A 25,254-nucleotide genomic window follows, 5' to 3' on the forward strand; every position below is an offset into this window, starting at 1 on the left:
GGGCGGTGGACTCAACGACCCGACGTCGCCGCGTCGTTGTCGCCCACCCGGGCGTCCTCGGCATCCGCGCGTTCGGCCGCGTAGGCCCGGAGCAGGTTGGCCAGACGGTAGCGGTCCGGGCCGGTCTCCTCCAGCAGGTGCACGCTGACCAGGCTCTCCAGGAGTCGGCGGGTGTGCGCCAGGGGGCGTTCGATCAGCGCGGCGGCGACGGAGGCCTGGATGCGGTTGCTCGGATACAGGCCGAGCAGCCGGAAGGCCCGGGACGCCTCGGCGTCGAGTTCGCGATACGAGCCCCAGAACGCGGAACGCACCGCCAGGTTGGGATCGTCGCCGTCGGAGAGTACGTTCAACCGATCGCCGTCGTCGGCCAGTTCGCCGACAAGCAGGGCAACCGAGCGATGCGGCCGGGTGGCCAGCTGCTCGGCCGCGATCCGCAGTGCCAACGGCAGGTACGCGCAGCGCCAGCCCAGATCGCGCGCCGCGTCCGGCTCGGCCAGGATCCGCTCGGGGCCGACCACCGCGCACAACAACGCGAACGACTCCTCCGGCGACATCGGCCCGAGCGACACCTTGGCCGCCCCCGCCCGCACCGCGAGCCCGGTCAGCCGGCGCCGACTCGTCACCACCGCGGCGCAGCCCGCCGTCCCCGGCAGCAGCGGCGCGACCTGTCGCGAGTCCGCCGCGTTGTCCAGGATCACCAACATCCGCCGCCCGGCCAGCACACTGCGGAACATCGCCGCCCGCTGCTCCACGTCGGCCGGCACCGCCGGCGCGCAGATCTGCAATGCGGCCAGGAAGTCGGCCAACACGTCGGTGGGGCGCATCGGTTCGGCGTCGGCCGAGTGACCGCGCAGATCCCGATACAGCACGCCGTCCGGGAAGGCGGCGGAGACCTGGTTGGCCCAGCGGATCATCAGCGCGGTCTTGCCCACGCCGGGGGGACCGTCGATGGACACCGTCAGCGGGCTGTGCGTCTGCGTACTGTGCGCCAACAGCGCGTCCAGGGCCCGCAGATCGTGCTCACGGCCGACGAATTGCGCCGGCCCGGCCGGGAGTTGCGCCGGTCGCAGCCGGCCGGGGCGGGTGGCGAGCCCGGAGCCGGCCAGCGCGGCCAGCACGCCGTCGGTCGCCAACTCGCGGTCGCACAGCCGGGCGAGCTGCATGGTCGGCGTCGACATGCCGTTCTCGATCCGGCTCAGCCAGCCCGGACTGTAGGCCACCAACCCGGCCAACTGGCGCAGGGACAGGCCCTGTTGCCGCCGGTGGTGGCGCAGCGCCGCACCGAACGACAGCGTGTGATCGTCCAAGTTCACCTGCTGCACGGGACCGAACCTTTCCTGTTTGGAATTCCGTCGGCACTGCCCGGCCGTACACCGGTTGTGGGGTGTCCGACCGTGCTGCCGCCGGTGGCCTGCGCGCTCTTGTGGAGCGCTCTCCGGACGCGGAACCGCCGTCCGGAAATCGGCTGTACCGGCGGGCGAGAGCCGGCGAAGCGGTGGATGGGCAGGGGGGTACGAGGTGTCACCCATCCAGAGAGTCACCTTAGGTGAACAGGCGGCTATCGGGGCAGAGGCAAACGCGCCAAACAAGCCGCGAAGCGGCGGATCGGTCGCGCTCGTCCGCCGTCGCGGGTCGTACATATCGGTATCAAGGAGTCATGATGACCATCCGTCGGATCAACCACATCGTCCTGTCCGTTCGTGATCTCGACGTCTCCACCCGGTTTTATCGAGACGTCCTGGGGTTGCGGGTGGTCGCCCGCCTGGCCGGTACGGCGCACTGGCCGGCGATGGCCTTCCTGCGTTCGACGCCGGACTCCACCAACCATCACGACCTGGGCCTGATCGCGAACGCCGACGCGGCGGCGGACGGGCTGCGCCGACCGGGCCTGTTCCATGCCGCGTTCGAGGTGGGCACCATCGACGAACTCCAGGACCTGCGCCATCGCCTGGCGGCGGCCGGTGCCCTGGGCAGCGACCTGGACCAGGGGATGCACCTGTCCGTCTACGGGCACGACCCGGACGGGATCGCGGTGGAGATCATCTGGCGGGTGCCGGCCGAGGACTGGTCCTACGCGGACGAACTGCGCCGCGCCCCCCTCGACTTCGACCGGGCCAGGCAACGCTGGGGCGGCCGACTGGCCACCGGCTCCGCCGCCGGGGCACCGTCCTGAGCCGGCGACCGTGCGTTCGGCGGGCGGGCCCGAGCGGTCCATCGCCCGGAGCGGCGCGGACCGGGCCGCCAGTGCCGGGCGCGGCACCAGGCGGTTGCACTACGGTGCCGGATGACGTGGACGTACACCCCACCGAGCGACGAACACCCCGGCAGCACCGAGAACGGAAGCGCGCGTTGAACGAGAAGAACGAGCACGACGAGAACAGCGAGAAGGACAAGAACGAGGAACGACCGGAGGCCGCCGAGCCGACCTACGAGCGGATCCGGACCCGCCATACGATGCGCGCCGCGCCCGATCCGGACTCGTCCGACGAATTCACCGCGTGGTGTACATGCCTGCTGTGGCGCTCGCGGTTGCCCTGGACCGAGGCCGAACACGCCGCCGCGTTCGCCGACCACCTCGCACACGTCCGCCGCGCCGCCCGGATCCTGCCCGCCGACCTGGTCGACGGCCGATTCGCCTACCTGCCGTGCGCGGACGAGGCCGCCGCGCTGGCGGTCGCGGAGACCTGGATCGACCTGGGCAGCGCCCGCAGCCGGCTGTTCCTCGACGGCAGCGGCGTGGTGATCAGCTTCGCCGACGTACAGTTCCCGGCCGAGGTGGCCCGCTGGGCGCTGCGCACCGGCCACACCGCCCCGACCGCCGCATACCTCGTACACGCCCTGCAACACCTGGCCGACTCCGACCCGCCGCACTGACCTCGCGGCGAGCCGGGTGCCCGAGGGGTCGCCGGGGTCAGAGGGAGCCGGCCATGCGGTGGATGGCCTCGGTGAGCACGTCGGGGTGGGTGCCCAGGTTCAGGCGGGCGTGGCCGGCGCCGCCGGTGCCGAAGTCGTGGCCGCAGGCCAGGGCCACCCGGGCGTGTTCGAGGAAGTGCGCCGCCGGGCGGTCGCCGAGGGCCAGGGCGCGGCAGTCGAGCCAGGCCAGATAGGTGCTCTCGGCCGGGGTGTAGCGCACGGACGGCAGGTGTTCGGCGAGGAGTTCGGCGAGCAGGCGGCGGTTCTCGGCCAGACCGGCGAGCAGCGCGTCCAGCCAGGCCGTGCCGTCGCGCAGGGCGGCGGTGTGCGCGATCACGCCGAGGTGACTGGAGCCGTGCCAGACCTCCTCGGGCAGCCGGGCCAGGTCCGCGGCGGCGGCCGGGCCGGCGATCGCGAGGGCGGACTTGAGGCCGGCCAGGTTCCAACCCTTGGACGCGGACATCAAGGACATGCCGTCGGCCGCGGCGGGCACGCTCAGATAGGGGACGTAGCGGTCCGGGGGCGCGAGCGGCGCGTGGATCTCGTCCACCACGACCCGCACCCCGTACTCGGCGGCCAACTCGGCCACGGCGGTCAGCTCGGCGGCGGTGTGCACCGTTCCGGTGGGGTTGTGCGGGCTGCACAGCAGGTAGGCGACCCGTCCGCCGGAGGCGGTCGCGGTCCGGAAGGCCTCGGCCAGTACGGCGAAGTCGATCCGGTGATCGGCGCCCAACGGGGCCTCGACGACCTGCCGGTCCAGGTGCGTGACGAACGCGTAGAACGGCGGGTACACCGGCGAGTTGACGATCACCCGGCTGCCGGGGTCGGTGATCAGCTTGAGCAACTCGACCACGCCGAGCATCACGTCCGGCACGATCGCGGTGCGCTCCACGGCGAGGGTGTGCCAATCCCACCGCTGGGCCGCGAAGTCGGCCAGGGCTTGGGCGTATCCGGTGCCCGAGGGGTAGCCGGTGTCGCCGATGCCGACGGCGTCGACGATCGCCCGGGCGATCGGTTCGGCCAGCGGAACGTCCAACTCGGCCACCCACAGCGGCAGGACGTCCGGCGGATACTCGCGCCACTTGATGCTGGTCCGCCGGCGCAGCTCGGCCAGGGTGAGTGCGCGCAACGGGTTGGCGACGTCGGATATGTGTCCCCGCTCAGTGGTCATGACCTCCACGATAGGCGAGCGAGGGGGTCCGCCGGCGGCCTGCACGCGTCGCACCGACGCCTAGGCCTACGCCTACGCCTACCCGGGCACGGTCGGCGCGTCGAACCGATCGGCCGGCGCGGCGGCTTCGGTGCCGGCGTCGGCCCGCCGCGCCGCGTGGCCGAAGCGCATGCCCCGATCGTGCAGCGAGCCGTGCTTGAGCAGGAGCACATCGCGCGGGTAGTTCTGGTGCAGCCGCCACGGCGTGCGCGGCCCCTGCTTGGGCATCAGTGCCGTACCGCGCAGCACGTATCCGGACTTCAGGTCGATCAACGGCTCCAACGGCTCGTCGGCGGCCGGGGGTTGCGGGGTGCACACCTGGTAGCCGTGCGCGTCCATGTGGTTGAGCAACCGGCAGACGTAGTGGCCGACCAGGTCGCACTTGAGCGTCCAGGAGGCGTTGGTGTAGCCGAGGGCGAGGGCGAAGTTGGGCACCCCGGAGAGCATCATGCCCTTGTAGGCCACCGTTTCGGACGGTTCGACCGGGGTTTGGTCCACGGTCAGCGTCAGGCCGCCGAGGGCCAGCAGATTCAGGCCGGTCGCGGTCACCACGATGTCGGCGGGCAGTTCGGTGCCCGAGTCCAGGAGCAGTCCGGACCGGGTGAAGCGGGTGATGGTGTCGGTGACGATCGAGGCGCGCCCGTCGCGCAACGCGGTGAACAGGTCGCCGTCGGGGACGAAGCACATCCGCTGATCCCACGGGTCGTAGCGCGGCGCGAAGTGGGTGTCCACGTCGTAGCCCACCGGCAGCCGGCGCACCGCCTCCCGGCGCACCACGGACTTCATCAGGCCCGGCGCGCGGCGGGAGAGCTGGAAGGCCAACATCATCATGCCCACGTTCTTCGCCCGGGCCAGGGGCAACGCGGCCCGGTCCGGCAACGCTCGGCGCAACCGTCCGCGCAGCGTGTCGCGCGCGGGCAGCGCCAGCACATAGCCGGGGGAGCGCTGCAGCATGGTCACATGCGCGGCGGTGGGGGCCATCGCGGGCACCAGGGTGACGGCGGTGGCACCGCTGCCGATCACCACTACGCGCTGGTCGGCGTAGTCGAGATCCTCGGGCCAATGCTGCGGGTGTATCACCCGACCGGCGAAGTCCTCGACGCCGGGGAACTCGGGGGTGTAGCCCTGGTCGTAGCGGTAGTAGCCGGTGCAGGCGAACAGGAACGAGCAGGTCAGCTCGACCACTTCGGTCGCGTCGGGACGGTCCTTCGACCGCTCGGCGGTCGGCGGCGGGTCGGCGGGTGCGGCGCCGCGCCGCTCGGGGCCGCCGGCCGGGCGTCGCACGCGTACCGTCCAACGGGCCGTCGTGCTCGACCACTCGGCGCCGAGCACCCGATGGCCGAAGCGCACCAGCCGGTCCACGCCGTGCTCGCGGGCGGTGTCGTGGATGTAGTCCCGGATCGCCGCCCCCTCGGCCATCGTCTCGGCGCCGGTCCACGGGCGGAACGAGTAGCCCAGGGTGAGCATGTCCGAGTCCGAACGGATCCCGGGGTAGCGGAACAGGTCCCACGTGCCGCCGATCGCCTCCCGACCCTCCAGGATCAGCACCGACTTGCCCGGCGAGCGCCGGCGCAGATGACACGCGGCGCCGATGCCGGAGAGACCGGCCCCGACGATCAGGACGTCGACGTGTTCCGTGGCCATGCCGTTCCCCCATCTTTGCAACCGGCTGTCTGCGGCGACCGGATGTCTGCGGCGACCGAACGTCGCGGCCACCGGATGTCGGGGCGACCGGGTGCCGGGCACCCGGGATCGGGCGATACACAGGGCAACCCGGAGCGACGCCTCGGAACGGTACGCGCCCGCGGGGAGGTAGCGAGACCACGCTATCGACACATCGTTGACCGAGTCAACACTATGTCGAACATCAGGACGTCGTCCGCATCGCCGGACGGTAGGGTGCGGGCGTGACCGAATCCCCCGCCAAGGACACCGCCCGCCCGCGCCGGGGTCGGCGCGAATCGCGTCCCTCGGGCGACGATCGGGAACAGGCGATCCTGGCCACCGCCGAGCGACTGCTCGGCGAGCGGAGCCTGGCCGAGATCTCCATCGACGACCTGGCGCGCGGCGCGGGCATCTCCCGGCCCACGTTCTACTTCTACTTCGCCGCCAAGGAGGCGGTCCTGCTGGCCCTGATCGACCGGGTGATCGCCGAGGCCGACGCCGGCTCACCGGGCACCCCGGACGGGCTGGCCCTCGACCCCGTCGGGCACTGGCGCGCGGCGATCGACGCCTTCTTCGCCACCTTCCGGGCACACCGCGCGGTCACCCTGGCGGCGGCCCGGGCACACGGCACGAACCGTGAGGTACGCGAGTTGTGGTCGCGGGTGATGGAGGGCTGGGTACAGCGGGCCGCCCGGGCGATCGCCGCCGAACGGGCCCGGGGCGCGGCCCCCGAGGGGCTGCCCCCGCGCGCCCTGGCGATCGCGCTCACCTCGATGAACGAACGTGTCCTGCTGGCCACCTTCGCCGCCGAACCCCCGGCCCTGGCCGAGCCCGAAGCGGTCGACACCCTCCTCGCCATCTGGCTCGCCGCCATCTACCAGGCCCCCACCCCGCCACGCTGAACTTGGCGGCCATTTGCCGGAGTTTGCCAGTGGTCCAGACCTATTGAGGGATAGGTCCGGACCACTCTACGGTCGTGGCAATCGCACCACGTGAGTCTCCGGGCCCGTCCCCGCCCGGGAGGTAGGCGTGCCACGCAGGACGTTCCTTCCGTGCCCGGCCGCGCTCGACGTGCCGGAAGGGAAACAGCGCATGATGGGTCGGACGTCACGTCTCCTGGGGGTCGCCCTGGCGATCGCCTTCGCCGTGGCCGGGTCGGTCGCCGCGGCGCCGAACAACACCGGAACCACCGGCACTTCGCACCCCGCGAAGGCCGCCGACCCACCGGACAACCGGTGTCCGACCAAGCCGCGGCCCGACGGCAGGGTGCTCCAGGGCTACTGGGAGAACTGGGACGGCGCGGTGAACGGCGTACATCCGCCGTTCGGGTGGGTTCCGATCACCGATCCACGGATCGCCGCACACGGGTACAACGTGATCAACGCGGCCTTCCCGGTGATCCAGGGCGACGGCACCGTCCTGTGGGAGGACGGCATGGACTCGACGGTGAAGGTGTCCACCCCGGCCGAGATGTGCCAGGCCAAGGCGGCCGGCGCGACGATCCTGATGTCCATCGGCGGCGCGGCGGCGGGCATCGACCTCAACTCGCGGGCCGTCGCGGACCGGTTCATCGCGACCGTGGTGCCGATCCTGAAGGCGTACAACTTCGACGGGATCGACATCGACATCGAGACCGGCCTCGTCGGCGGCGGCGACATCAACACGCCGTCCACGTCGCAGGCGAACCTCGAGTACATCATCGACGGTGTGCTGGCGCAGATGCCCGCCGGCTTCGGGCTGACCATGGCGCCGGAGACGGCGTACGTCACCGGGGGCAGCGTGACCTACGGCTCGATCTGGGGCGCGTATCTGCCGATCGTGAAGAAGTACGTGGACAACGGCCGGCTGTGGTGGCTGAACATGCAGTACTACAACGGCAACATGTACGGCTGCGCCGGCGACTCGTACTCGGCCGGCACGGTCGACGGCTTCACCGCGCAGACCAGTTGCCTCAACAACGGCCTGGTCGTCCAGGGCACCACGATCCAGGTCCCCTACGACAAGCAGGTCCCCGGCCTGCCGGCCCAACCGGGCGCGGGCGGCGGCTACATGGCCCCCGGCGACGTGGCCCAGGCGTGGAACACCTACGGCGGCGCCCTCAAGGGCCTGATGACCTGGTCCCTCAACTGGGACGGCTCCCAGAACTGGTCGTTCGGAGACAACGTGAAGACACTCCAGGGCCGCTGAGCCCCTACGGCGACCCGACCCGGACGCGGACCCACCCAAGGGCCCGCGCTCCGGGCCCGCGTCCCGCGCTCCGGGCCTGTGTCCCGGGCCCGCGTCCGCACCCGCGTTCCGCCACCCGCGTCCCGGGCCCGTGTCCGCGCCCGATGTCGCGCGCCCGCACCCGCGTCCGTGTCCTGCGTCCCGCACCCGTGTCCTGCGTCCTGCGTCCCGCACCCGCGTCCTGCGTCCCGCACCCCGCACCCGCGTCCGCGTCTCGCTTCCGCGTCCCGCTTCCGCGTCCCGCGCCCGCACCCGCGTTCCGGGCCCGCACCCGCGTCCCGCACCCGCACCTGCGCCCGCGCCCCGCGCACCCGCACCCTCAACCCCACCGGCCCCGCCGATGATCCTCTAGGGTCGACGGATGGTGGATGTGAGCATGGAGACACAGGAACAGGTGGAACGCCGACTTCGGGGCGTCCTGGATCGTGCCGCCTTCGTGGTGCACGACGGCGAGTGGTGCTTCCGGGAGACGCCGCTGTCCGACCCGCCGACGTTGTCCGCGGATGCGGATCTGCTGGCGGTGGTGCGCGACGAGGACTCGTGGAGCGCGCTCGTCCCGTTCGACGCCGCGAGCGTGCCGGCCGAGGTGGAGCGGTTCGGTGTCTTCTCGTTCCACTTCCCGGCCGAGGTGGACAACAGCGGCTTCGTCGGCTGGTTGGCCACCCACCTCAAACTCCGCCTGGGCACCGGCGTCTTCGTCGTCTGCGGCAGCAACCGCGCCCGAGGCGGCATCTACGACTACTGGGGCTGCCCGACCCACCTGCTCCCCGAGGCCGTCACCGTGGTCGAGTCGTTGCGGGCGAGGCCGTAACCGAGCAGCTGATTCCCCCGGTGGTCGACCATTCGTGGCCTATTCTCAGGGAATGGGAAAAATCACGGGTGAGCCGATGGGGGTTGTCACCGCATTGGTGCGCTCGGCATTTTTGGTGAATGCCGTATATGCCGAGTCGGGGCGGGCGTATGGGCTGACGCCGCAGCAGGGGCAGCTGCTGTGCGTACTGATGCCGCAGCCGTACGGGATGCGCGAGCTGGGCGGCATGCTCGGGCTGGCCAAGTCGAGTCTGACCGGTCTGGTGGACCGTACGGTGCAGCGCGACCTGGTGCGGCGCGAGCCGGATCCGCAGGATCGGCGCGCGGTGCGGATCGCGCTCACCGAGCAGGGGGCGGAGCTCGCGGAGGAGTTCTACGCCGAGACCTGCCGGCGGGTCGAGCAACTGCCCGCGACCCTGCCCGCCGCCGATCGGGCCCGGCTGGCCGAGCTGCTGGGCCGGATGGTGTTGGACAACGAGGTGCCGGTGGTCTTCATGGAGTTGGCCGACGGGGCTACGGGAGAATCCGTTCGCGCTACGAACGATAATTGTTCGTAGTGCGAACGGCAAGTCGCGGCGGCTATCCCGCCGCTCAGCCGTGCAGGTCGCGCTCGTGGCGGTCCGTCCGGGGTTGTTCCCCGGTGCCGGCCAGGTCGAGCAGGACGGCGGCGTCGTGGTCCGGGCCGCCCGGGGTCGCGTGGAAGGCGACCAGGCGTTGTCCGTCGGTCCGGGTCAGCTCCATCACCTCGTAGCCCAGGGTCAGTTCGCCGACCTCCGGATGCCGGAAGCGCTTGTGCCCGGCGCTGCGCTCGCACACCTCGTAGCGGTTCCACAACCGGGCGAACTCCGGGCTCTTCACCACCAGTTCGCCGACCAACGCGGCCAGGCCCGGGACGTCCGGGTCCGTCCCGGCGATCGCCCGCAGGTGGGCCACGCTGGGAGGGAGGACGGTGTCCCAGTCGGCGTACAGCTCGCGGGCCGCCGGGTGCAGGAAGAGGAAGCGGGTCAGGTTGCGCCGGGCCACCGGCCATTCGTCGATGCCGTGCAGCAGACGCAACCCCGGCGGGTTGGCGGCCAGCAGGTCGTTGGTGCGGCCGACCACGTAGGCCGGGTTCGGGCGCAACGATTCGAGCAGTTGGCGAACGCCGGGCCGGACCGCGCGGGACGGCTCGCGAGTCGGCCCCGGGGCGGCGGCCCGGCGGGTGCTCTGCGCGGCCAGGCCGTGCAGGTGCTCACGCTCGTCGACGTTCAGCCGCAGTACGCCGGCCAGCGCGTCGACCACGGCCGGGCTCGGGTGGTGCTCCCGGCCGCGTTCCATCCGGGTGTAGTAGTCGATGCTGACCCCGGCGAGCGTGGCCAACTCCTCGCGGCGCAGGCCGGGGGTGCGGCGCAGACCGGTGCCGGTGGGCAGGCCCACGTCCTCGGGTCGGACGAGCGCCCGACGTGCCCGCAGGAACCTGGCCAGCTCGGTGCCGCCTTGTTCGCTCATGCCGCCCAGTGTGGCAAACCCGGTCCGCGGGCGGTACGCGGTGGGGGGCCGTGACAGGGCCAGGAACGACGCGGCTCTGCCCGGCCGCGCGCGGAACGAGCAGGGTGGGTGCTGCCCGGCGAGGTCGCCGGGGCGAACGGCCGGTCCGCACGGGTCCGGCCCGGCCATCCAGGGGAGTTCCGCATGTCGGTGTCGGTGTCGATGTCGGTGTCGTTGTCTTCGATGCGCTCGCAGTACGACCGTTTCGCTTCGGTACGCCGAGCCAAATCCGGGGGACCCGGACCCGGATCCGGACTCGAACCCGCGCGGCAACGGGCCGCACCCGCCCTGGTGTTGACCGCCGCGTTGCTCGGCTTCTTCGTGATCACCCTGGACGCGCTGGCGGTCAATGTCGCGCTGTCCGACATCGGGCACAACCTGAGCGGCGGCATGGCCGGGCTCCAGTGGGTGATGGACGGCTACACGCTGATGTTCGCCGCGTTGATGTTGTCGGCGGGCGCGTTGTCCGACCGGATCGGCGCGAGTCGCGCGTACGGGATCGGGCTCGTGCTGTTCACGCTGTCCTCGGCCGGCTGCGGACTGGCGCCCGGGCTCGGTGCGTTGATCGCGGCCCGGATCGTGCAGGGCGCGGCGGCGGCGCTGATGTTGCCCGCGTCGCTCGCGCTGATCCGGCAGGCGTACCCCGAGGCCGGTCGGCGGGCCCGGGCGATCGCGCTGTGGTCGGCGGGCGGCGCCGTCGCGGCGGCGGCCGGTCCGGTGGTCGGCGGCGTGTTGACCGGCCTGTGGGGCTGGCGGGCGATCTTCTTCGTCAACCTGCCGGTCGGCGCGGTGGCGCTGGCCATGCTGGCCCGGGTGCCGCGGTCGACCCCGCGACCGGCCCCGCTGGACCCGGTCGGCCAGATCACCGGGGTGGTGGCGCTCGCCGCGCTGACCTACGCGGTGATCGAGGGCGGCGCGGTCGGCTTCGGCAGCACGCGGGTGGCGGCCGTACTGGCCCTGGCCGTCGGCGCCGCCGCGCTCTTCCTCGGCAGCCAGGCGCGCGCGGCGGAACCGATGTTGCCGCTGGGACTGTTCCGGCAGCGGGTGGTGTCGGTGTCGGTCGCGATCGGCTTCGCGCTGAACGTGGCGTTCTACGGGACGGTGTTCCTCTTCGGCCTCTACCTCCAGCGCGAACGCGGCCAGTCGACGGCGCATACGGGCCTGCTGTTCGTACCGATGACCGGGCTGCTCGCGGTGCTCAATCTCGGCGCGGCCGGCGTGGCCCGGCGCTTCGGGCCTCGGTTGCCGATCCTGACCGGGCAACTGATCGTGGTCGCGGGCCTGTTCGGGCTGCTCGCGGTCGGCGCGGACACGCCGCTGTGGCTGGTGGCGCTGCTGCTGGTGCCGATCGGCCTCGGCAGCGCGTTGACCGTACCGCCGCTGACCGCGATGCTCCTGGACTCGGTGGCGGCCGAACGGGCCGGTACGGCGGCGGCGATCCTCAATACGAGTCGGCAACTGGGCGGCGCGTTGAGCGTGGCGGCGTTCGGCGCGCTGATCGCCCGACACGCCTCGTTCCAGGTGGGCATGCGGCAGTGCGTCATGGTCGCGATCGTGCTGCTCGCGGGGACCGCCGCGGCGACCCTGCTGTTGCCGAGCCGGCGCCCGGGCAGTGCCGAAACGGGCGCCGGGCGGGGCGCGATCGGGCAGGTGGTCCGGTCCGCCGACTCGGTGCCGGTGTCGGCGCCGGTGCAGGTATCGGCGGGGCCGGGGTCGGCCGCCGCGCCGGCCGCCGGTCGCGGGATCGGGGAGCGTCGACCGGAGCCGTGCGCGACGACCGCACGCTGACCCGCGGGTCGGCGGGCCGTGCGGGATGTCGGGGGTGTCGGAGGGGGTGTCGGTCAGGTGCCGTCGATCTGCAACTCGACGAACACCTCGGGGTCGAACGGGACCCACTGCGCGGGACGGTGGCTGCCGACGATCCGCAGTCGGCACCAGTCCTCGCCGTGCCGGCCGTGCCAGCGTGCGTTGATCCGGCCCAGGGTCCAACTGCCGTCGCGGTTGCGAATCTCCACCGGTTCGTAGACGCGACGGATCTCCTCCTCCGGAGGAGCCTGCACCCATTCGACATCCGGGCCGTCGGCCGTGGGCCGCTCTCGATGATCATTCAGCACAGTTCCACCCCTGATCCGCAGGCGACGGAGCGGTCTCGTTGTGTCGAGCCCGCCGAAACCAAGCTTCTACACATCTGTAGAAACCATACATGAAGCCGGAATCCCATGACCGCCCCCTTGACAAGGCGGCCGCACTGCGGCAATCGGGCGGCGCGCTCGGCGTGTTCGCGGTGCGGTCGGCGGGCGTGGGGCGGGTCGGTGTGACAGTGGCGGCGAAGGATCTTCGGGTGGCTGGTGCCGGGCGCGGCACGAGGTCGTCGGCCCGGCGAGGATCGTCGAATCGGACTCTCCGCGAGCGAGGCGAGGCATGGCAGCGAAGCGCACTCCCGTCGTGTTCATCCACGGCCTGTGGCTGCATTCGACCAGTTGGCAGCCCTGGGTCGAGCGATTTCGCCAGGCGGGTTACGAACCGCTGACCCCGGAGTGGCCGGGCGTGCCCGACACCGTCGCGGAGGCCCGCCGGCTACCCGACCGACAGGCCGGGATCGGGCTCGCCGAGATCTCCGAAGCGCACGCGCGGGTGATCCGCGACCTGGACACCCCACCCGTGCTGATCGGCCACTCCGTGGGCGGTTTCATCGCCCAGCACCTGCTGGGCCAGGGGCTCGCCGCCGCCGCGGTGGCGATCAGTCCCGGCCAGATCAAGGGGGTCAAGGCGATCGGACCCGCCCAGGCGAAGTCGACGTTCGCGTTCCTGCGCAACCCGGCCAACACCAAGCGCGCGGTCTCGCTGAACCGGGACCAGTTCCGCTACGCCTTCGCCAACGCCGTGTCCAGGCGCGAGTCGGACGAGTTGTTCGAGCAGTGGACCATCCCCAGCCCGGCCCGACCGCTCTTCCAACTGGCCCTGGGCAACCTCACCCCGAGGTCGGCCGCGAAGGTGGCCACCGGCAACCAGAGTCGCGGCCCGCTTCTGCTGCTGTCCGGCGGGCTCGACCACACCGTTCCCGACGTGCTCACCCGGGCCACCCTCACGCGCTACCGCAACTCCCTGGCCCGCACCGAATACCGCTGCTTCGAAAACCGCGGCCACTCGCTGATCGTCGACCACGGTTGGCCCGAACTCGCCGAAACCTGCCTGACCTGGTTTGCCGACGCCGGCTTCCCCGCGCCGCCGGCCTGACCCTCAACCCCCGCCGATCCGTGCCCAGTCGTGGGCCGGCGGGATCAGCGGGCGCTCGGCGCACAGGTGCCACGGTTGTTGCCGGACCGTGCCGTCGTCGCCGAGCGAGACGGTGAGCCCGAAGTCGTGGATGGTCGGCCTGCCCCGGTCGTCCCACCAGCGCCAGGCCGCCTCCACCTCGTCCCACAACCGGCGCGGCCCCGATTGGCGCACGGCGGGCGGCGCCCACGCGCGGAACTCGGCGGCGGCGATCGAGCGCCCCCGGCCGGTGTCCGCGCCGTAGAGCCACAACGTGCCGCCGTGCGCCCCGTGCAACACCGGGCGGGCCACACAGTCCGGTACGCACAGCCCGAGCACGAAGCCCACCGAATCGAACGGGCCGGCCACCACGTCGTCCCAGCCCAGCATCGTGCTGCTCGGCGGGATCCACTCGAGCCATCCCTCCGGCGGCTCCGGGTCGCCGTACCGCGCCCGATCCGGGCGCTGCGCACGCAGCTTCATGAACGCCGTGGCCAGCGTGAACGGCCCGCTCGCGGTGCGCCGATCCGGGCCCACCACCAGCCGCAGCGCACAGTCCCCGCTGGCATAGTCGGTGCCCCACGGCAGCACGATCACCGCACCGGGCGCGGCCTGTGCCAGCCAGGCGGCCGGCACCCGCCGCACGCCCGCGGTGACCTGGACACGCTCGTACGGGCCACCCGCCGGATGGCCGTGTGTGCCGTCCCCGGCGACCACCTCGACCAGCTCGCCGAAGCCGGCCGCGGCCAGGTTCTCCCGGGCCCGACGGGCCAGTTGCGGGTCCACCTCGATCGAGGTCACCCGGCAGCCGCGCGCGGCGAGCAGGCCGGCGCCGTACCCGGTCCCGGTGCCGATCTCCAACACCCGCATCCCCGCCGCCGCGTCCAGGTCGTAGAGCATCTCGGCGAGGGTGGAGGGCATCGACGCGGACGACGTGGCCAGCCGCCCGGCGGCGGCGCCGGTATGCCGGCCGTCGTCCCACTGGGTCACCAATGCCCGGTCGGAATACACCGCTCGACGCCAGCCCTCCGGATCGCGGTCGCGATCGAGCAGCGCATCGGTGTCGTCCGGCCAGATCCGGGCGGGCACAAAATCCTCCCGCGCGACCATCCCGAACACCGACTCCCACCCCGCCGGGAGCACGTCCTTGCGCTTGAGCAGCGCGGCGAGTGTGTCGGGCCCCACCGTCATGACGCGCGCCGTCGACCGGGAGCGGCGGACTGACCGGGCATCGCAAACCAACCTTTCCGGAGGATGACTACCCACCGCACCCTAGGAACCCCGAAGCGTAATCGTCAAGCGGGTCAAGGAAGTTGGCATCCGGCGCGGGTACGGCTTCGGTCAACGCTGGAGCAGCGCCCGCTCCTTGGCCACGCGGACCGCCGCGGTGAGTCCGTCGATGTCGTAGGACCCGTGGTGGCGACGGCCGTTGACGAAGAACGTCGGGGTGCCCGACACGCCGCTCAGGTCCGCCGACTCCTCGTCCTCGGCGATCCGCTCGGCGCCGCTGCGGGCGCGCAGCGCGATCCGGAACTCGTCGACGTCCAACCCCAACGTCTCGGCGTGCGCGACCAGATCGGTGGGCTTGAGCGCGTCCTGATGCTCCAACAGATGATCCAACATCTCCCAGAACGCGCCCTGTTCGGCGGCGGCCTCGGCGGCGATCGCGGCCAGCCGGGCCCTGGGGTGCACGTCCGGCAGCGGCAGATGGCGCCACACGTAGCGCACGTCGCCGAAGCCGGCGAGCAGTTCGCGGACCACCGGCTCGGCCCGGCCGCAGAAGGGGCATTCGAAGTCGCCGTATTCGACCAGCGTCACCGGCGCGTCGAGCGGACCCCGGATGTGATCACGCTCCGGATCCACCGGGACCGCCAGGTCGACCAGGCTCTGCCCGGTGCCGAGCAGGGCGCGCGAGCGGGCCGGGCGCGGCAGTGCGGAGATCACCACCGAGACCAGCCAGGTCAGCGCGAACGAGCAGAGCACGGCGCTGAGGACACCCACCTTGGCCTGATCCAGCTGCTCTCCTTGGAAGGCCAGCGTCGCGATCAGCAACGACACGGTGAAGCCGACGCCGGCGATCGTCCCGCCACCGACGACCGCGCCCCAGCCGACCGGGGGGCGCAGCCGGCCGCGACTGAGCCGGGTGGTCAGCGCGGTGGTGCCGATGATGCCCACCGGCTTGCCGACCACGTAGCCGATCAGGATGCCCAGGGTCACCGGCGAGCCGAACGCACCCGAGATCAGCTCCGCGTTCAGCGTGATCCCGGCGTTGGCCAGGGCGAACAGCGGCACGATCACATAGCTGGTCCACGGGTGGTACATCCGCTGCAGGCGCTCGTTCGGGGACAACGCGGCGGCCATGCCGAGCCGGGCGGTGCGCTCCAGTTCGGGCGTGGGCTGTTCGCGGAACGAGCGGAACAGGCCGGTGGCGCGCTCCAGTTCGGCCCGCGAGGCCGGATGCGCGAAGGTCAGCAGGCCGATCACCAGGCCGACCACGACCGGGTCCACGCCGGACTTGAGCACCGCGACCCAGGTGATCACGCCCAGCACGCCGTAGATCGTGCCGCGCCGGACCTTGGCGGCGCGGACCAGCCCGATCACCACGAACAGGGCCAGCGCCACCAGCAACGCGGGTACGTCGACGTGGTCGCTGTAGGCGACGGCGATCACCACGAGCGCGACGAAGTCGTCCACGACCGCGACGGTCAGGATGAACGTGTGCAGCCGCCGCGGGAAGCGGGTGCCGAGCAACGCGAGCATGCCCAGGGCGAACGCGGTGTCCGTGGACATCGCCGCGCCCCAGCCGTGCACCGAGGAGTCGCCCGCGTTGATCGCCAGGTAGATCAGCACCGGAACGGCCATGCCGCTGAGCCCGGCGAGCAGGGGCAGGGTGAGCCGGCGACGCTCGCGCAGCTCGCCCATGTCGAACTCGCGCCGCGCCTCCAGACCGACCACCAGGAAGAACAGCGTCATCAGGCCGCTGTTGACCCATTCGCGCAGATCCAGCGAGACACCGGAATCGCCGAGCCGGACCGACAGGTGGGTCTGCCAAAACGTTTCGTACGAGTCGGTGCCGAGGTTGGCCCAGGCCAGCGCGGCGAGGGTGGCGGCCAGCAGTACGGTGGCGCTGCCGCTCTCGGTCCGGATGAACGCCCACCTCGCGGTGCGGGCGCCGCCTTCGTCGAGCGATTGGCCGGACAGGCTGTCCGCGCCTCGCGGCTGCGTCATGCGTGATCCCCCTGGTGACGTACGCGTGGAGGACTCCTGGGCGGAGCCGGCTCAGAGGATATCGGCCAACCCACCCCAAACGATCTTTCCGCGCGGGGGTGGGTCCTCCGGGCCGTGGGAGCTGGTCACCCGATTGGGGTCGGTGGTGGTGGGGTGCGGGTGGTGGGGCTGGGTCGGTTGTTGATGGCTCGGTCGGCTCCGGCGGGGGTGGTCCGGGTCGGGGCCGGTCCTTCGGGCGGCCGGGGCTGGTGAGTTGGTGGGGGTCGGTGGTGGTGGGGTGCGGGTGGTCGGGCCGGGTCGGCCGGCGATGCCGCCGGTCGTGCTGGGCGCCGGGGCCGGGTCTTCGGTGGTCGGGCCTACTCGCTCGGGATCGGTAGCAGCAGGGTGAAGGTGGTCGGGGTGGTCGAGGTGAGGGCCAGGCGGCCACCGGCGGCCTCGGCCAGGTCTCTGGCCAGGGACAGGCCGATGCCCTGGCCCGGGCCGGTCGTGATGCCCCGGTCGAAGACGCGGGCCGGGTCCGCGGTCGGTTCGCCCTCGTCGGCGACGTCGACGGCCGGCGCGCCGCCCATCTCGCGCAGCGTGATCCGGACCGTGCCGCGGCCGTGCTCCCGGGCGTTGTCGAGCAGTACGGCCAGGATCTGCTCGGTCGCGTGCGCCGGCACGGGCAGGGGCCCGGCATCCGGTTCGATCACCACCTCCAGTCGCCGTCCCTCCCGGGCCAGTTCGCCGTGCCGGCGCCGCTCGGCCTGCTCGACCAACTCCCCGGCCGGCCGGGTGGGCACCGCGTCGCCCTCGCCCGATCCGGACCGGGCCAGCCGCAACACCTCGTCGATCGTGCGCTGCAGGTGCCGGGACTGCTCCAGCGCCTCGGCCAGCGCCGCGCGCGGATTCGCGTCCGGCGCGGCCAGGGCACCCTCCAGGCCCAGTTGCAGGCCGGTGAGCGGAGTGCGCAGCTGATGTGAGGCGTTCGTGGTGAAGTGCCGCTCGTGTTCGAGCAGCGCGGTCAACCGCTGCACCATGGTGTTCTGCGTCGCGGCCACCCGGTCGATCTCGACGATGCCGCACCCGCTCGCCCGGGCGCTCAGATCGCCGTCGGCCACCGCCTGGGACGTTCGGGAGAGCGACTCCAGCGGCGCGGACAGCGCCCGGGCCTGCCGCCGGGCGACCAGGATCGCCGCGCCGAGCGCGATCAGCGCGGCGCCGAACAACCCCAGCCAGCTCCACAACACCCGATGCCACACATCGCGGCTGTCCGCGGCCACCCGGACCACGCCGATCGTGCGCTCCGAGGTGGACAGCGGGACGGCGACCACGAGTTGCCCGCCGGTGTGCTCCCGGATCACCCCGGTGGCCGCCGCCCGCCGGGTGAGCGTGTCCCCGGGATCGGGACCGGTGCCGGCCAGCAACCGCAGGTCGGGGTCGTACACGCCCAGGTTGCCGTCGTGCTGCGCGGGCGGCAGGTGGACCGGCTCGCCGGCGGCCAGTTGCGCGCTGACCCGGGCCGCCGCGGCGAGCGCGTCGCGTTCGAGTTCGCCGCGCTCGTCGGCGAAGAACGAGATCCGGATGATCACCGCGAGCGGCGCGGCGAGCAATACCAGTGCCACCAGGGCCGCGACCACCGCCACCCGTACCACCCGCTGTCTCATGTCCTCATCATCACCGCGCTCGGCCCGCCGGCGGCGCCCTCACACGATGCGCGCACCGGTTTTGCCGTCGTCTAACCGTCGGTGGCCCGGGCGTTAACCTCCCCCCGCCTAACGTCGCGGTATGGGTTCCGGCACCGCCGGGTCTCCGAACGGCCGGCCGTCGTGTACGGCCGGCGGTTCCGGACAGCCAGGAAGGGCGGCACGACCATGCGAGGCACAGGTGTGGTGGCCACGATCGCCGCCGGATTGACCGCGGTCCTGATCGCGGGATGCGGCGGCTCCGGCGGCGGGGGCGAGGCGGCGCAGGCCGGCGACATCCCGGACAACCAGGCGTACGTGCTCCAGACGCCGGCCGGCGCCGGGGTCACCCTCAAGGTGCCCGAGGGCTGGGCCGGGACCAGTGCGGGCGGCACCGCCGCGTTCACCGACAAGCTCAACCGGATCGAGGTCGCCTCGCTCGCGACGCCGAGCGCACCGACCACGCAGTCCGTGCAGGCCCAGGACGTCGCCGAACTGCGCGGCCGGGTACCGGGCTTCGAGCCGGGCGCCGCGTCGGCGGTGGTGCGACCGATCGGGCCCGGCGTACTGCTCACCTACCGGGGGGACACCGCGCCGGACCCGGTGACCGGCAAGGTGGTCCGCGACGAGTTCGAGCGCTACGTCTTCTTCCGCGCCGGACACGAGGTGGTGCTGACCCTGTCCGGGCCGGTCGGCGCGGACAACGTGGACCCGTGGCGGATCGTCACCGACTCGCTGGCGTGGACGCCGTGACCGCGCTCGGCCCACTCCCGACCCCGGGGCGGGAGCCGGACGTGCTCGACGCGCGGGAGTTGTACCGGTTCTTCCGCTCCGGCGACGAGGAGACCCGGGCGCTGCGCGGGGTCACCCTCGGGGTCGGGCGCGGGGAGACGGTGGCCGTGGTGGGCCCGTCCGGCTCGGGCAAGTCCACGCTGCTGGCCTGCCTGGCCGGACTGGACGAGCCCGCCGGCGGCGCGGTGTACGTGGACGGGGTCCGGATCAGCCACCGTCCCGAGGCCGAACGGGCCCGGCTGCGGGCCCGGCGGATCGGCGTCCTGCTCCAGTCCGGCAATCTGCTCGCCCACCTGGACGTGACCGCCAACATCCGACTCGCCCGCGCCGCCGCCCCCGGGCGGCCCGCCGAACGGGTCGGCGAACTGCTCGACCGGGTCGGCCTGGACCGCCGCGCCCGGGCGCTGCCCCGGGAGTTGTCCGGCGGCGAACTCGCCCGCGCGGGGCTGGCCGTCGCCCTGGCGAATGCCCCCGACGTGCTGCTCGCCGACGAGCCCACCGGCGAACTCGACGGCCACTCCGAGGCCCGGATCCTGGACCTGCTCCGGACCGAGGCCCGCACCGGCCGCGCGGTGCTGATCGTCACACACAGCCCGGCGGCACTGCGGATCGCGGACCGCACCATCGAACTGCGCGACGGGAGGATTCGGGAATGAGCGCCGGGGAGGTACTCGTGGACTGCCGGGACGCGGCCCGCACCTTCGGCCGAGGGCTCAACGCGGTGGTCGCGGTGCACGGCAGTTCGTGTCGGGTCCGGGCGGGCGAACGGATCGCCGTGATCGGCCCGTCCGGCTCGGGCAAGTCCACCCTGCTGCACCTGATGGCCGGCCTGGAGCGGCCCACCACCGGCACGGTGACGTGGCCGGCGGCGGGCGAGAGCGACGACGCCGATCCGACTCCCCGGATCGGCGTCGTCTTCCAGGGCCCGAGCCTGATCCCGGCCCTGGACGTGCTGGAGAACACCGCACTGCCGCTGATCCTGGCCGGCGTGCCCGAACCGGCCGCCCACGAACGTGCCTCGGCCGCCCTCGAGTTGCTCGACATCGCCGACCTGGCCGGCCGACTGCCCGAGGAACTCTCCGGCGGACAGGGACAACGCGTCGCGGTGGCCCGGGTGTTGGCCCAACGACCACGCCTGGTGCTGGCCGACGAGCCGACCGGGCAGCTGGATCGGGACACCGGCGGCCGGGTGATCGACGTCCTGCTCGCCGCCGTGGCCGAGTTGGGCGCGGCCCTGGTGGTCAGCACGCACGACCCGGCGGTGGCCGGGCGATTGGCCATCCGGTGGCGGATGCACGACGGCCGGCTGCTGCTCGGCGACACCGAACCCGCCGTATCCGAAGGCGACTCGGCCGGGGACCCGCGATGATCGGCATCTGGCTGGGCGGACTGCTCCGGCACCGCACCGGGCGACTGGCGGCCACCGCGCTCGGGGTCGCGGCGGCGGTCGCACTGGCCGCCGCGCTCGGTTCGTTCCTGACCGCGTCCAAGTCGACGATGACCGAACGGGCCACCCGGTCGGTGGCGGTGGACTGGCAGGTGGAGGTGCAACCCGGCGCCGACCCGGGCGCCGTGCTGGACGCGGTGCGCGGCACCACCGGGGTACGCGTCGCACTGCCGGTCGGCTTCGCGCGCAGCACCGGATTCCGGGCCACCGTGGCCGGAAGTACCCAAAGCACCGGCGCGGGTGTGGTGTTGGGGCTGCCGGACGGCTACCGGGCCGCCTTCCCGAACACGATCCGACCGCTGGCCGGGACCGGCTCCGGAGTGCTGATCGCCCAGCAGACCGCGGCCAATCTGCACGTGGCCCCCGGCGACGAGGTCACCGTGACCCTGCCCGGTGCCGCGCCGACGCCGGTGCGGGTGGCCGGTGTGGTGGATCTGCCGCAGGCCGACTCGCTGTTCCAAAAGGTCGGCGCGCCCAGGCAGGCCCAGCCGAGCGCGCCGCCGGACAACGTCCTGCTGTTGCCCGCCGCGCTGTTCGACACGCTGACCGCGCCGACCCGGGCCGCCGATCCGGCCGCGGTGACCAGCCAGATCCACGTGGCCCGCAACGCACACCTGCCCGCCGACCCGGCCGCCGCGTTCGGGGCCGTCGTCGGCGCCGCGCACAACCTGGAGGCGCGCACCTCCGGCGGCGCACTGGTCGGGGACAACCTGGGCGCCGCACTGGACGGCGCCCGCTCGGACGCGCTCTACGCCCAGGTGTTGTTCCTCTTCCTCGGGCTGCCCGGGGCGATCCTGGCCGGATTGTTGACCGCGGCGGTCGCCGGCGCCGGGGCCGAACGCCGCCGCCGCGAACAGGCACTGCTGCGGACCCGGGGGCTGCGCGCCCGCCAAGTGGCCGCGCTGGCCGGCGCGGAGGCCGCCGCGGTGGGCGGCGTCGGCGGCCTGCTCGGCCTGGGCGGCGCCGCCCTGGTCGGCCGACTGGCCTTCGGACACGCCGCGTTCGGCGCGGACACCGGCGCGGCGCTGAGCTGGTCGCTCGCCGCGTTCGGCGGCGGGCTGCTGATCGCCGGCGCCGCCGTACTGGTCCCCGCACTGCGCGAGTTGCGCACCGCGACGGTGGCCCAGAGCGGCCGGACGAGCTCCCGTACCCACACCCCGTGGTGGAGCAGGATCGGCCTGGACGTCATCCTGCTCGCCGGCTCCCTCCTGATCTTCCACGCCTCCGGCGCCAACCAATACTCGCTGGTCCTGGCCCCCGAGGGGGTCGCCACGATCTCCGTGTCCTACTGGGCACTGCTCGGCCCGCTGTTGTTGTGGCTCGGCGGCGCCCTGCTGCTGCAACGGCTCGCCGTGCTCTGCCTGGCCCGCGGGCGGCGCGTACTGACCCGCCTGCTCCGCCCGTTGGCCGGCCGGCTTGCCGGGACCGCCGCCGCGACCATGTCCCGGCGCCGCCGGCCACTGGCCCGGTCGGTGGTGCTGCTCGCCCTCGCCGTCTCCTTCGCGGCGTCCACGTCGATCTTCAACGCCACCTACCGGCAACAGGCCGAGGTGGACGCCCGGCTCACCAACGGCGCCGATGTCACGGTCACCGAACCACCGGGCACGACGGTCGGCCCGGACGCCGCCGCTACGCTCACCGCGCCCGGGGTCCACCGGGTCGAACCGCTGCAACACCGGTTCGCCTACGTCGGCTCCGACCTCCAGGACCTGTTCGGCGTACGTCCCGCCACCATCGGCGCCGCCGGCTCGCTCCAGGACGCCTACTTCGCCGGCGGCGGCAGCAAGGAGCTGATGGCCACCCTCGCCCGGCGCCCGGACGCCCTGCTGGTGAGCGCGGAGACGGTAAAGGACTTCCGGCTCAACCCGGGCGACACGGTCAACCTGCGCCTGCGCGACGACCGTACGCAGGAACTGCGTACCGTCCCGTTCCACTACGCCGGAATCGTCAAGGAGTTCCCCACCGCGCCCAAGGACAGCTTCTTCGTCGCCAACGCCGACTACATCACCCGGGTCACCGGGAGCGACGCGGTCGGCGCGTTCCTGATCGACACCGGCGGCAGCGGGCAACGCGCCGTCGCCGACGCACTGCGCCGGCGCCTGGGTACCACCGCCACCGTCACCGACCTGGGCCAAACCCGCGCCAAGGTCGGCTCCAGCCTGACCTCGGTCGACCTGGCCGGGCTGACCCGGATCGAACTGGGCTTCGCCATCGTGCTCGCCGCCGGCGCGGCCGGCATCGTACTCGCCCTCGGCCTGGCCGAGCGGCGGCGGACGTTCGCGATCACCCGGGTCCTCGGCGGCACTTCGCGCCAGGTACGCGGCCTCGTGCTCGGCGAGGCGGCCGTGGTCACCGTCGGCGGCCTGGCCGGCGGCGCGCTGCTCGGCTGGGCGCTCGCCGAGATGCTGGTCGAGGTGCTCACCGGGGTGTTCGACCCACCACCCGCCGGCCTCACCGTGCCGTGGGCCTACCTGATCGCCACCGGGCTGACCGCGGTCGCCGCGATCGGCGCCGCCGCGCTCAACGGCGCCCGCCGCGCGGACCGGCCACCCGTCGAGGAACTGCGCGACCTGTGAACGCCGTTCGCCAGCCATCCGGCGGCCCGGATCAGCTCGACCCGGCGCGATCCTCCCCGAATCATCGAGGCCGCGCAACGCCTACCCTGCCAGTCATGTCGACAGCCGCCCGCCCGGACCGGACACACGTCCTGGTCGTCGAGGACGACCCGACCATCGGCCGACACCTGGAGGCGGGCCTGCGCGGCAGCGGCTACGTACCGGTGTGGTGTCGCACCGGGAGCAACGCGCTCGCCGAGAGCCGGGGGCGGGCATTCGACGTGGTGCTCCTGGACCTCGGCCTCCCGGACACCGACGGGATCGACCTCGCCCGCCGACTGCGCGCCGAACTGCCCGAGATCCTGATCGTCATCCTCACCGCGCGCACCGACGAGATCGACGTGATCGCCGGGCTGGACGCGGGCGCGGACGACTACCTGGTCAAACCGTTCAGCCTGACCGTGCTGCTGGCCCGACTGCGCGCGCATCTGCGCCGCCGCCCCGGCGGCGCGGCCGAGCCGACCGAACCGATCCGGCTCGGCCCGCTCACCGTGCATCCCGCGGCCCGGCGCTGCCTGCTCGGCTACCTGGAACTGCCGCTGCGCCCCAAGGAGTTCGAACTGCTCGTGGTGCTGGCCCGGGAGCCGGGCACGGCGGTGGCCCGAGAGACGCTGATGGCCCGGGTCTGGGACGAGAACTGGTTCGGCTCGACCAAGACCCTCGACGTGACGATGGCCTCGCTGCGCCGCCGACTGCATCGGGCCGCCGAGGCGGCCGGCGTCGATCCACCGCGGATCACCACACTGCGCGGCCACGGCTATCGACTGGAACACGCCGCCGAGTCGGATTAGGCGCCGGCCGGAGCCTCCCGGTCGACGGGCACCGGGCCCTGCTCCTCGGTGCTCTTGCCGCCGTTGTCGCTCTTGCCGCTCTTCTCGCTCTTGCCACCCTTGCCGCCCTTGGGGAGAAGGAAGAACAGCGCCATGATCGGAACGAGATACAGCGCCCAGACGGTGACCTGGAGGACCGTGGGGTCGGGCTGGAAGTTGAGGATGCCCTTGAGCAGCGTGCCGTACCAGCTGTCCGGCGGGATGGTGTCGCTGATGTCGAACGCGTGGTTCCCGATGCCCGGGAGGTAGTCGGCCTCCTGCAGGTCGTGCACGCCGTAGGCGAGCACACCGGCGGCGACCACGACCAGGCCGGCGCCGGTCCACAGGAAGAACTTGGCCAGGTTGATCCGGACGGCGCCGGCGTAGAAGAGGTAGCCGAGCACGACGGCGGTGCCCAGGCCGAGCGCGACGCCGATCATCGGGTCGGTGTTCTCGCCGGTGGAGCGCGCGGTGCCCCACACGATCACCGCGGTCTCCAGACCCTCGCGACCCACCGACAGGAACGCGGTCAGCACCAGCGCGCCGGTGCCCATCGCCAGCGCGTGATCCAACCGACCCTGCAACTCCGCCTTCAGCGCATGCGAAGTGCGCCGCATCCAGAAGATCATCCAGGTGACCAGCAGCACGGCGAGGATCGACAACGATCCGCCGAACAGTTCCTTCTCCTTGAAGGTCATCTCCGCCGAGGTCAGCTCCAGGGACGCCTCCAGGCCGACGCTCATCGCCACCGCGCCGCCGATCCCGAACCACACGGCCGGCAGCGCGTCCCGCCGCTCGCTCTTGACGAGATAGGCGATCAGGATGCTGACCACGAGGGCGGCTTCCAACCCCTCGCGCAGACCTATCAGGTAGTTGGCGAACACAGGTGACCCCAGTCGATCGAACACAGCTCGGAATACGGCTCGGCATACAGCTCGAAATTAGGCGAGGCTCACCAAAGCACCCGCCCTGATGCGCCGTCAACATGGCGTATGTCATGCGCCCTTGCCCAGCGGGCCGCGGGGCCCGACCAGGTCGCCCCGAGGCTGCCAATCCTGCAGCCATCGGGATGGACGCAACGGGTGGAGCGGGC

22 protein-coding genes are annotated in these 25,254 nt (G+C 72.6%); 13 read left to right on the forward strand and 9 right to left on the reverse strand.

Going from position 1 to position 25,254, the window contains the following annotated elements; genetic code table 11:
* Nucleotides 1-11: 11 nt before the first annotated feature.
* Nucleotides 12-1,322 carry a helix-turn-helix domain-containing protein gene (locus tag ABIA38_RS09565; protein ID WP_424638063.1) on the reverse strand — a complete coding sequence of 437 codons (1,311 nt, stop codon included), beginning with the start codon at nt 1,320-1,322 and terminating at the stop codon, nt 12-14.
* Nucleotides 1,323-1,657: 335 nt separating this feature from the next.
* Here ABIA38_RS09565 and ABIA38_RS09570 point away from each other — a divergent pair, with 335 nt between their 5' ends.
* Together ABIA38_RS09570 and ABIA38_RS09575 are read left to right on the forward strand one after the other, a co-directional pair.
* Nucleotides 1,658-2,173, forward strand: a complete 516-nt coding sequence (locus ABIA38_RS09570; protein ID WP_424638064.1) for a VOC family protein — start codon at nt 1,658-1,660, stop codon at nt 2,171-2,173.
* A gap of 176 nt (nt 2,174-2,349) precedes the next feature.
* Complete coding sequence (locus ABIA38_RS09575; RefSeq protein ID WP_424638065.1) at nt 2,350-2,874, forward strand: hypothetical protein; 525 nt, start codon at nt 2,350-2,352, stop codon at nt 2,872-2,874.
* Nucleotides 2,875-2,911: 37 nt separating this feature from the next.
* Here the strand turns inward: ABIA38_RS09575 and ABIA38_RS09580 are convergent, their stop codons facing one another.
* Together ABIA38_RS09580 and ABIA38_RS09585 are read right to left on the reverse strand one after the other, a co-directional pair.
* Nucleotides 2,912-4,084, reverse strand: coding sequence for a MalY/PatB family protein (locus ABIA38_RS09580; protein ID WP_424638066.1), 1,173 nt, complete (start codon nt 4,082-4,084; stop codon nt 2,912-2,914).
* Nucleotides 4,085-4,162: 78 nt separating this feature from the next.
* A complete protein-coding gene (locus tag ABIA38_RS09585) occupies nt 4,163-5,767 on the reverse strand; it encodes a flavin-containing monooxygenase (protein WP_424638067.1) in 1,605 nt (534 codons plus the stop codon).
* 263 nt (nt 5,768-6,030) lie between these two features.
* Here ABIA38_RS09585 and ABIA38_RS09590 point away from each other — a divergent pair, with 263 nt between their 5' ends.
* The 4 genes from ABIA38_RS09590 (at nt 6,031) to ABIA38_RS09605 (ending at nt 9,381) form a co-directional block, all read left to right on the forward strand.
* Entirely contained in the window at nt 6,031-6,690 is a 660-nt protein-coding gene (locus ABIA38_RS09590) for a TetR/AcrR family transcriptional regulator (RefSeq protein WP_424638068.1), read from the forward strand.
* A 190-nt stretch (nt 6,691-6,880) separates the two neighbouring features.
* Nucleotides 6,881-7,975, forward strand: coding sequence for a chitinase (locus tag ABIA38_RS09595; RefSeq protein ID WP_424638069.1), 1,095 nt, complete (start codon nt 6,881-6,883; stop codon nt 7,973-7,975).
* 400 nt (nt 7,976-8,375) lie between these two features.
* On the forward strand, nt 8,376-8,825 hold the full coding sequence (locus tag ABIA38_RS09600) for a DUF6196 family protein (RefSeq protein WP_424638070.1): 450 nt from the start codon (nt 8,376-8,378) through the stop codon (nt 8,823-8,825).
* A 76-nt stretch (nt 8,826-8,901) separates the two neighbouring features.
* The gene (locus tag ABIA38_RS09605; RefSeq protein ID WP_424638176.1) at nt 8,902-9,381 is read left to right on the forward strand and encodes a MarR family winged helix-turn-helix transcriptional regulator; all 480 of its coding nucleotides are present in this window, start codon (nt 8,902-8,904) and stop codon (nt 9,379-9,381) included.
* A 34-nt stretch (nt 9,382-9,415) separates the two neighbouring features.
* On the opposite strand, the gene ABIA38_RS09610 is transcribed toward ABIA38_RS09605, so the two are convergent.
* Complete coding sequence (locus ABIA38_RS09610; RefSeq protein ID WP_424638071.1) at nt 9,416-10,312, reverse strand: helix-turn-helix transcriptional regulator; 897 nt, start codon at nt 10,310-10,312, stop codon at nt 9,416-9,418.
* A 183-nt stretch (nt 10,313-10,495) separates the two neighbouring features.
* Between ABIA38_RS09610 and ABIA38_RS09615 the strand changes: the two genes are divergently transcribed.
* Entirely contained in the window at nt 10,496-12,139 is a 1,644-nt protein-coding gene (locus tag ABIA38_RS09615; RefSeq protein ID WP_424638072.1) for an MFS transporter, read from the forward strand.
* A gap of 53 nt (nt 12,140-12,192) precedes the next feature.
* On the opposite strand, the gene ABIA38_RS09620 is transcribed toward ABIA38_RS09615, so the two are convergent.
* Nucleotides 12,193-12,465, reverse strand: coding sequence for a hypothetical protein (locus tag ABIA38_RS09620; protein ID WP_424638073.1), 273 nt, complete (start codon nt 12,463-12,465; stop codon nt 12,193-12,195).
* A 307-nt stretch (nt 12,466-12,772) separates the two neighbouring features.
* Between ABIA38_RS09620 and ABIA38_RS09625 the strand changes: the two genes are divergently transcribed.
* Nucleotides 12,773-13,588: an alpha/beta hydrolase gene (locus ABIA38_RS09625; protein ID WP_424638074.1), complete on the forward strand. Its 816-nt coding sequence runs from the start codon at nt 12,773-12,775 to the stop codon at nt 13,586-13,588.
* Between the two features lie 3 nt (nt 13,589-13,591).
* On the opposite strand, the gene ABIA38_RS09630 is transcribed toward ABIA38_RS09625, so the two are convergent.
* The 3 genes from ABIA38_RS09630 to ABIA38_RS09640 form a co-directional block, all read right to left on the reverse strand.
* A complete protein-coding gene (locus ABIA38_RS09630; protein WP_424638075.1) occupies nt 13,592-14,797 on the reverse strand; it encodes a methyltransferase domain-containing protein in 1,206 nt (401 codons plus the stop codon).
* A gap of 150 nt (nt 14,798-14,947) precedes the next feature.
* Nucleotides 14,948-16,834, reverse strand: coding sequence for a Na+/H+ antiporter NhaA (nhaA, locus tag ABIA38_RS09635; RefSeq protein ID WP_424638076.1), 1,887 nt, complete (start codon nt 16,832-16,834; stop codon nt 14,948-14,950).
* A 356-nt stretch (nt 16,835-17,190) separates the two neighbouring features.
* Nucleotides 17,191-18,480: a sensor histidine kinase gene (locus tag ABIA38_RS09640; RefSeq protein WP_424638077.1), complete on the reverse strand. Its 1,290-nt coding sequence runs from the start codon at nt 18,478-18,480 to the stop codon at nt 17,191-17,193.
* Nucleotides 18,481-18,687: 207 nt separating this feature from the next.
* On the opposite strand from ABIA38_RS09640, the gene ABIA38_RS09645 reads away from it, so the two are divergent.
* The 5 genes from ABIA38_RS09645 to ABIA38_RS09665 all read left to right on the forward strand — a co-directional run bounded on the left by ABIA38_RS09645 (nt 18,688) and on the right by ABIA38_RS09665 (nt 24,143).
* Nucleotides 18,688-19,251: a hypothetical protein gene (locus ABIA38_RS09645; protein ID WP_424638078.1), complete on the forward strand. Its 564-nt coding sequence runs from the start codon at nt 18,688-18,690 to the stop codon at nt 19,249-19,251.
* Nucleotides 19,239-19,946 carry an ABC transporter ATP-binding protein gene (locus ABIA38_RS09650; protein WP_424638177.1) on the forward strand — a complete coding sequence of 236 codons (708 nt, stop codon included), beginning with the start codon at nt 19,239-19,241 and terminating at the stop codon, nt 19,944-19,946. The genes ABIA38_RS09645 and ABIA38_RS09650 overlap by 13 nt, the downstream gene beginning before the upstream one ends.
* Nucleotides 19,943-20,659, forward strand: a complete 717-nt coding sequence (locus tag ABIA38_RS09655; RefSeq protein ID WP_424638079.1) for an ABC transporter ATP-binding protein — start codon at nt 19,943-19,945, stop codon at nt 20,657-20,659. The genes ABIA38_RS09650 and ABIA38_RS09655 overlap by 4 nt, the downstream gene beginning before the upstream one ends.
* Nucleotides 20,656-23,313, forward strand: a complete 2,658-nt coding sequence (locus ABIA38_RS09660) for an ABC transporter permease (protein WP_424638080.1) — start codon at nt 20,656-20,658, stop codon at nt 23,311-23,313. Before ABIA38_RS09655 ends, ABIA38_RS09660 begins: the two co-directional genes overlap by 4 nt.
* A 95-nt stretch (nt 23,314-23,408) precedes the next feature.
* Complete coding sequence (locus tag ABIA38_RS09665) at nt 23,409-24,143, forward strand: response regulator transcription factor (RefSeq protein WP_424638081.1); 735 nt, start codon at nt 23,409-23,411, stop codon at nt 24,141-24,143.
* Here the strand turns inward: ABIA38_RS09665 and efeU are convergent.
* Nucleotides 24,140-25,045 carry an iron uptake transporter permease EfeU gene (efeU, locus tag ABIA38_RS09670; RefSeq protein ID WP_424638082.1) on the reverse strand — a complete coding sequence of 302 codons (906 nt, stop codon included), beginning with the start codon at nt 25,043-25,045 and terminating at the stop codon, nt 24,140-24,142. The genes ABIA38_RS09665 and efeU overlap by 4 nt on opposite strands.
* Nucleotides 25,046-25,254: the final 209 nt, after the last annotated feature.

It is taken from the genome of Embleya sp. AB8, assembly GCF_049739465.1.
Taxonomy (GTDB): Bacteria; Actinomycetota; Actinomycetes; order Streptomycetales; family Streptomycetaceae; genus Embleya.

What these genes read in the sequence shown, in the direction of transcription:
- ABIA38_RS09570 (WP_424638064.1), top strand. Translation starts at nt 1,658, where the DNA reads ATGATGACCATCCGTCGGATCAACCACATCGTCCTGTCCGTTCGTGAT.
- ABIA38_RS09580 (WP_424638066.1), bottom strand. Translation starts at nt 4,084, where the DNA reads ATGACCACTGAGCGGGGACACATATCCGACGTCGCCAACCCGTTGCGC.
- ABIA38_RS09585 (WP_424638067.1), bottom strand. Translation starts at nt 5,767, where the DNA reads ATGGCCACGGAACACGTCGACGTCCTGATCGTCGGGGCCGGTCTCTCC.
- ABIA38_RS09595 (WP_424638069.1), top strand. Translation starts at nt 6,881, where the DNA reads ATGATGGGTCGGACGTCACGTCTCCTGGGGGTCGCCCTGGCGATCGCC.
- ABIA38_RS09600 (WP_424638070.1), top strand. Translation starts at nt 8,376, where the DNA reads ATGGTGGATGTGAGCATGGAGACACAGGAACAGGTGGAACGCCGACTT.
- ABIA38_RS09605 (WP_424638176.1), top strand. Translation starts at nt 8,902, where the DNA reads ATGGGGGTTGTCACCGCATTGGTGCGCTCGGCATTTTTGGTGAATGCC.
- ABIA38_RS09610 (WP_424638071.1), bottom strand. Translation starts at nt 10,312, where the DNA reads ATGAGCGAACAAGGCGGCACCGAGCTGGCCAGGTTCCTGCGGGCACGT.
- ABIA38_RS09615 (WP_424638072.1), top strand. Translation starts at nt 10,496, where the DNA reads ATGTCGGTGTCGGTGTCGATGTCGGTGTCGTTGTCTTCGATGCGCTCG.
- ABIA38_RS09625 (WP_424638074.1), top strand. Translation starts at nt 12,773, where the DNA reads ATGGCAGCGAAGCGCACTCCCGTCGTGTTCATCCACGGCCTGTGGCTG.
- ABIA38_RS09630 (WP_424638075.1), bottom strand. Translation starts at nt 14,797, where the DNA reads ATGACGGTGGGGCCCGACACACTCGCCGCGCTGCTCAAGCGCAAGGAC.
- nhaA (WP_424638076.1), bottom strand. Translation starts at nt 16,834, where the DNA reads ATGACGCAGCCGCGAGGCGCGGACAGCCTGTCCGGCCAATCGCTCGAC.
- ABIA38_RS09640 (WP_424638077.1), bottom strand. Translation starts at nt 18,480, where the DNA reads ATGAGACAGCGGGTGGTACGGGTGGCGGTGGTCGCGGCCCTGGTGGCA.
- ABIA38_RS09645 (WP_424638078.1), top strand. Translation starts at nt 18,688, where the DNA reads ATGCGAGGCACAGGTGTGGTGGCCACGATCGCCGCCGGATTGACCGCG.
- ABIA38_RS09655 (WP_424638079.1), top strand. Translation starts at nt 19,943, where the DNA reads ATGAGCGCCGGGGAGGTACTCGTGGACTGCCGGGACGCGGCCCGCACC.
- ABIA38_RS09660 (WP_424638080.1), top strand. Translation starts at nt 20,656, where the DNA reads ATGATCGGCATCTGGCTGGGCGGACTGCTCCGGCACCGCACCGGGCGA.
- ABIA38_RS09665 (WP_424638081.1), top strand. Translation starts at nt 23,409, where the DNA reads ATGTCGACAGCCGCCCGCCCGGACCGGACACACGTCCTGGTCGTCGAG.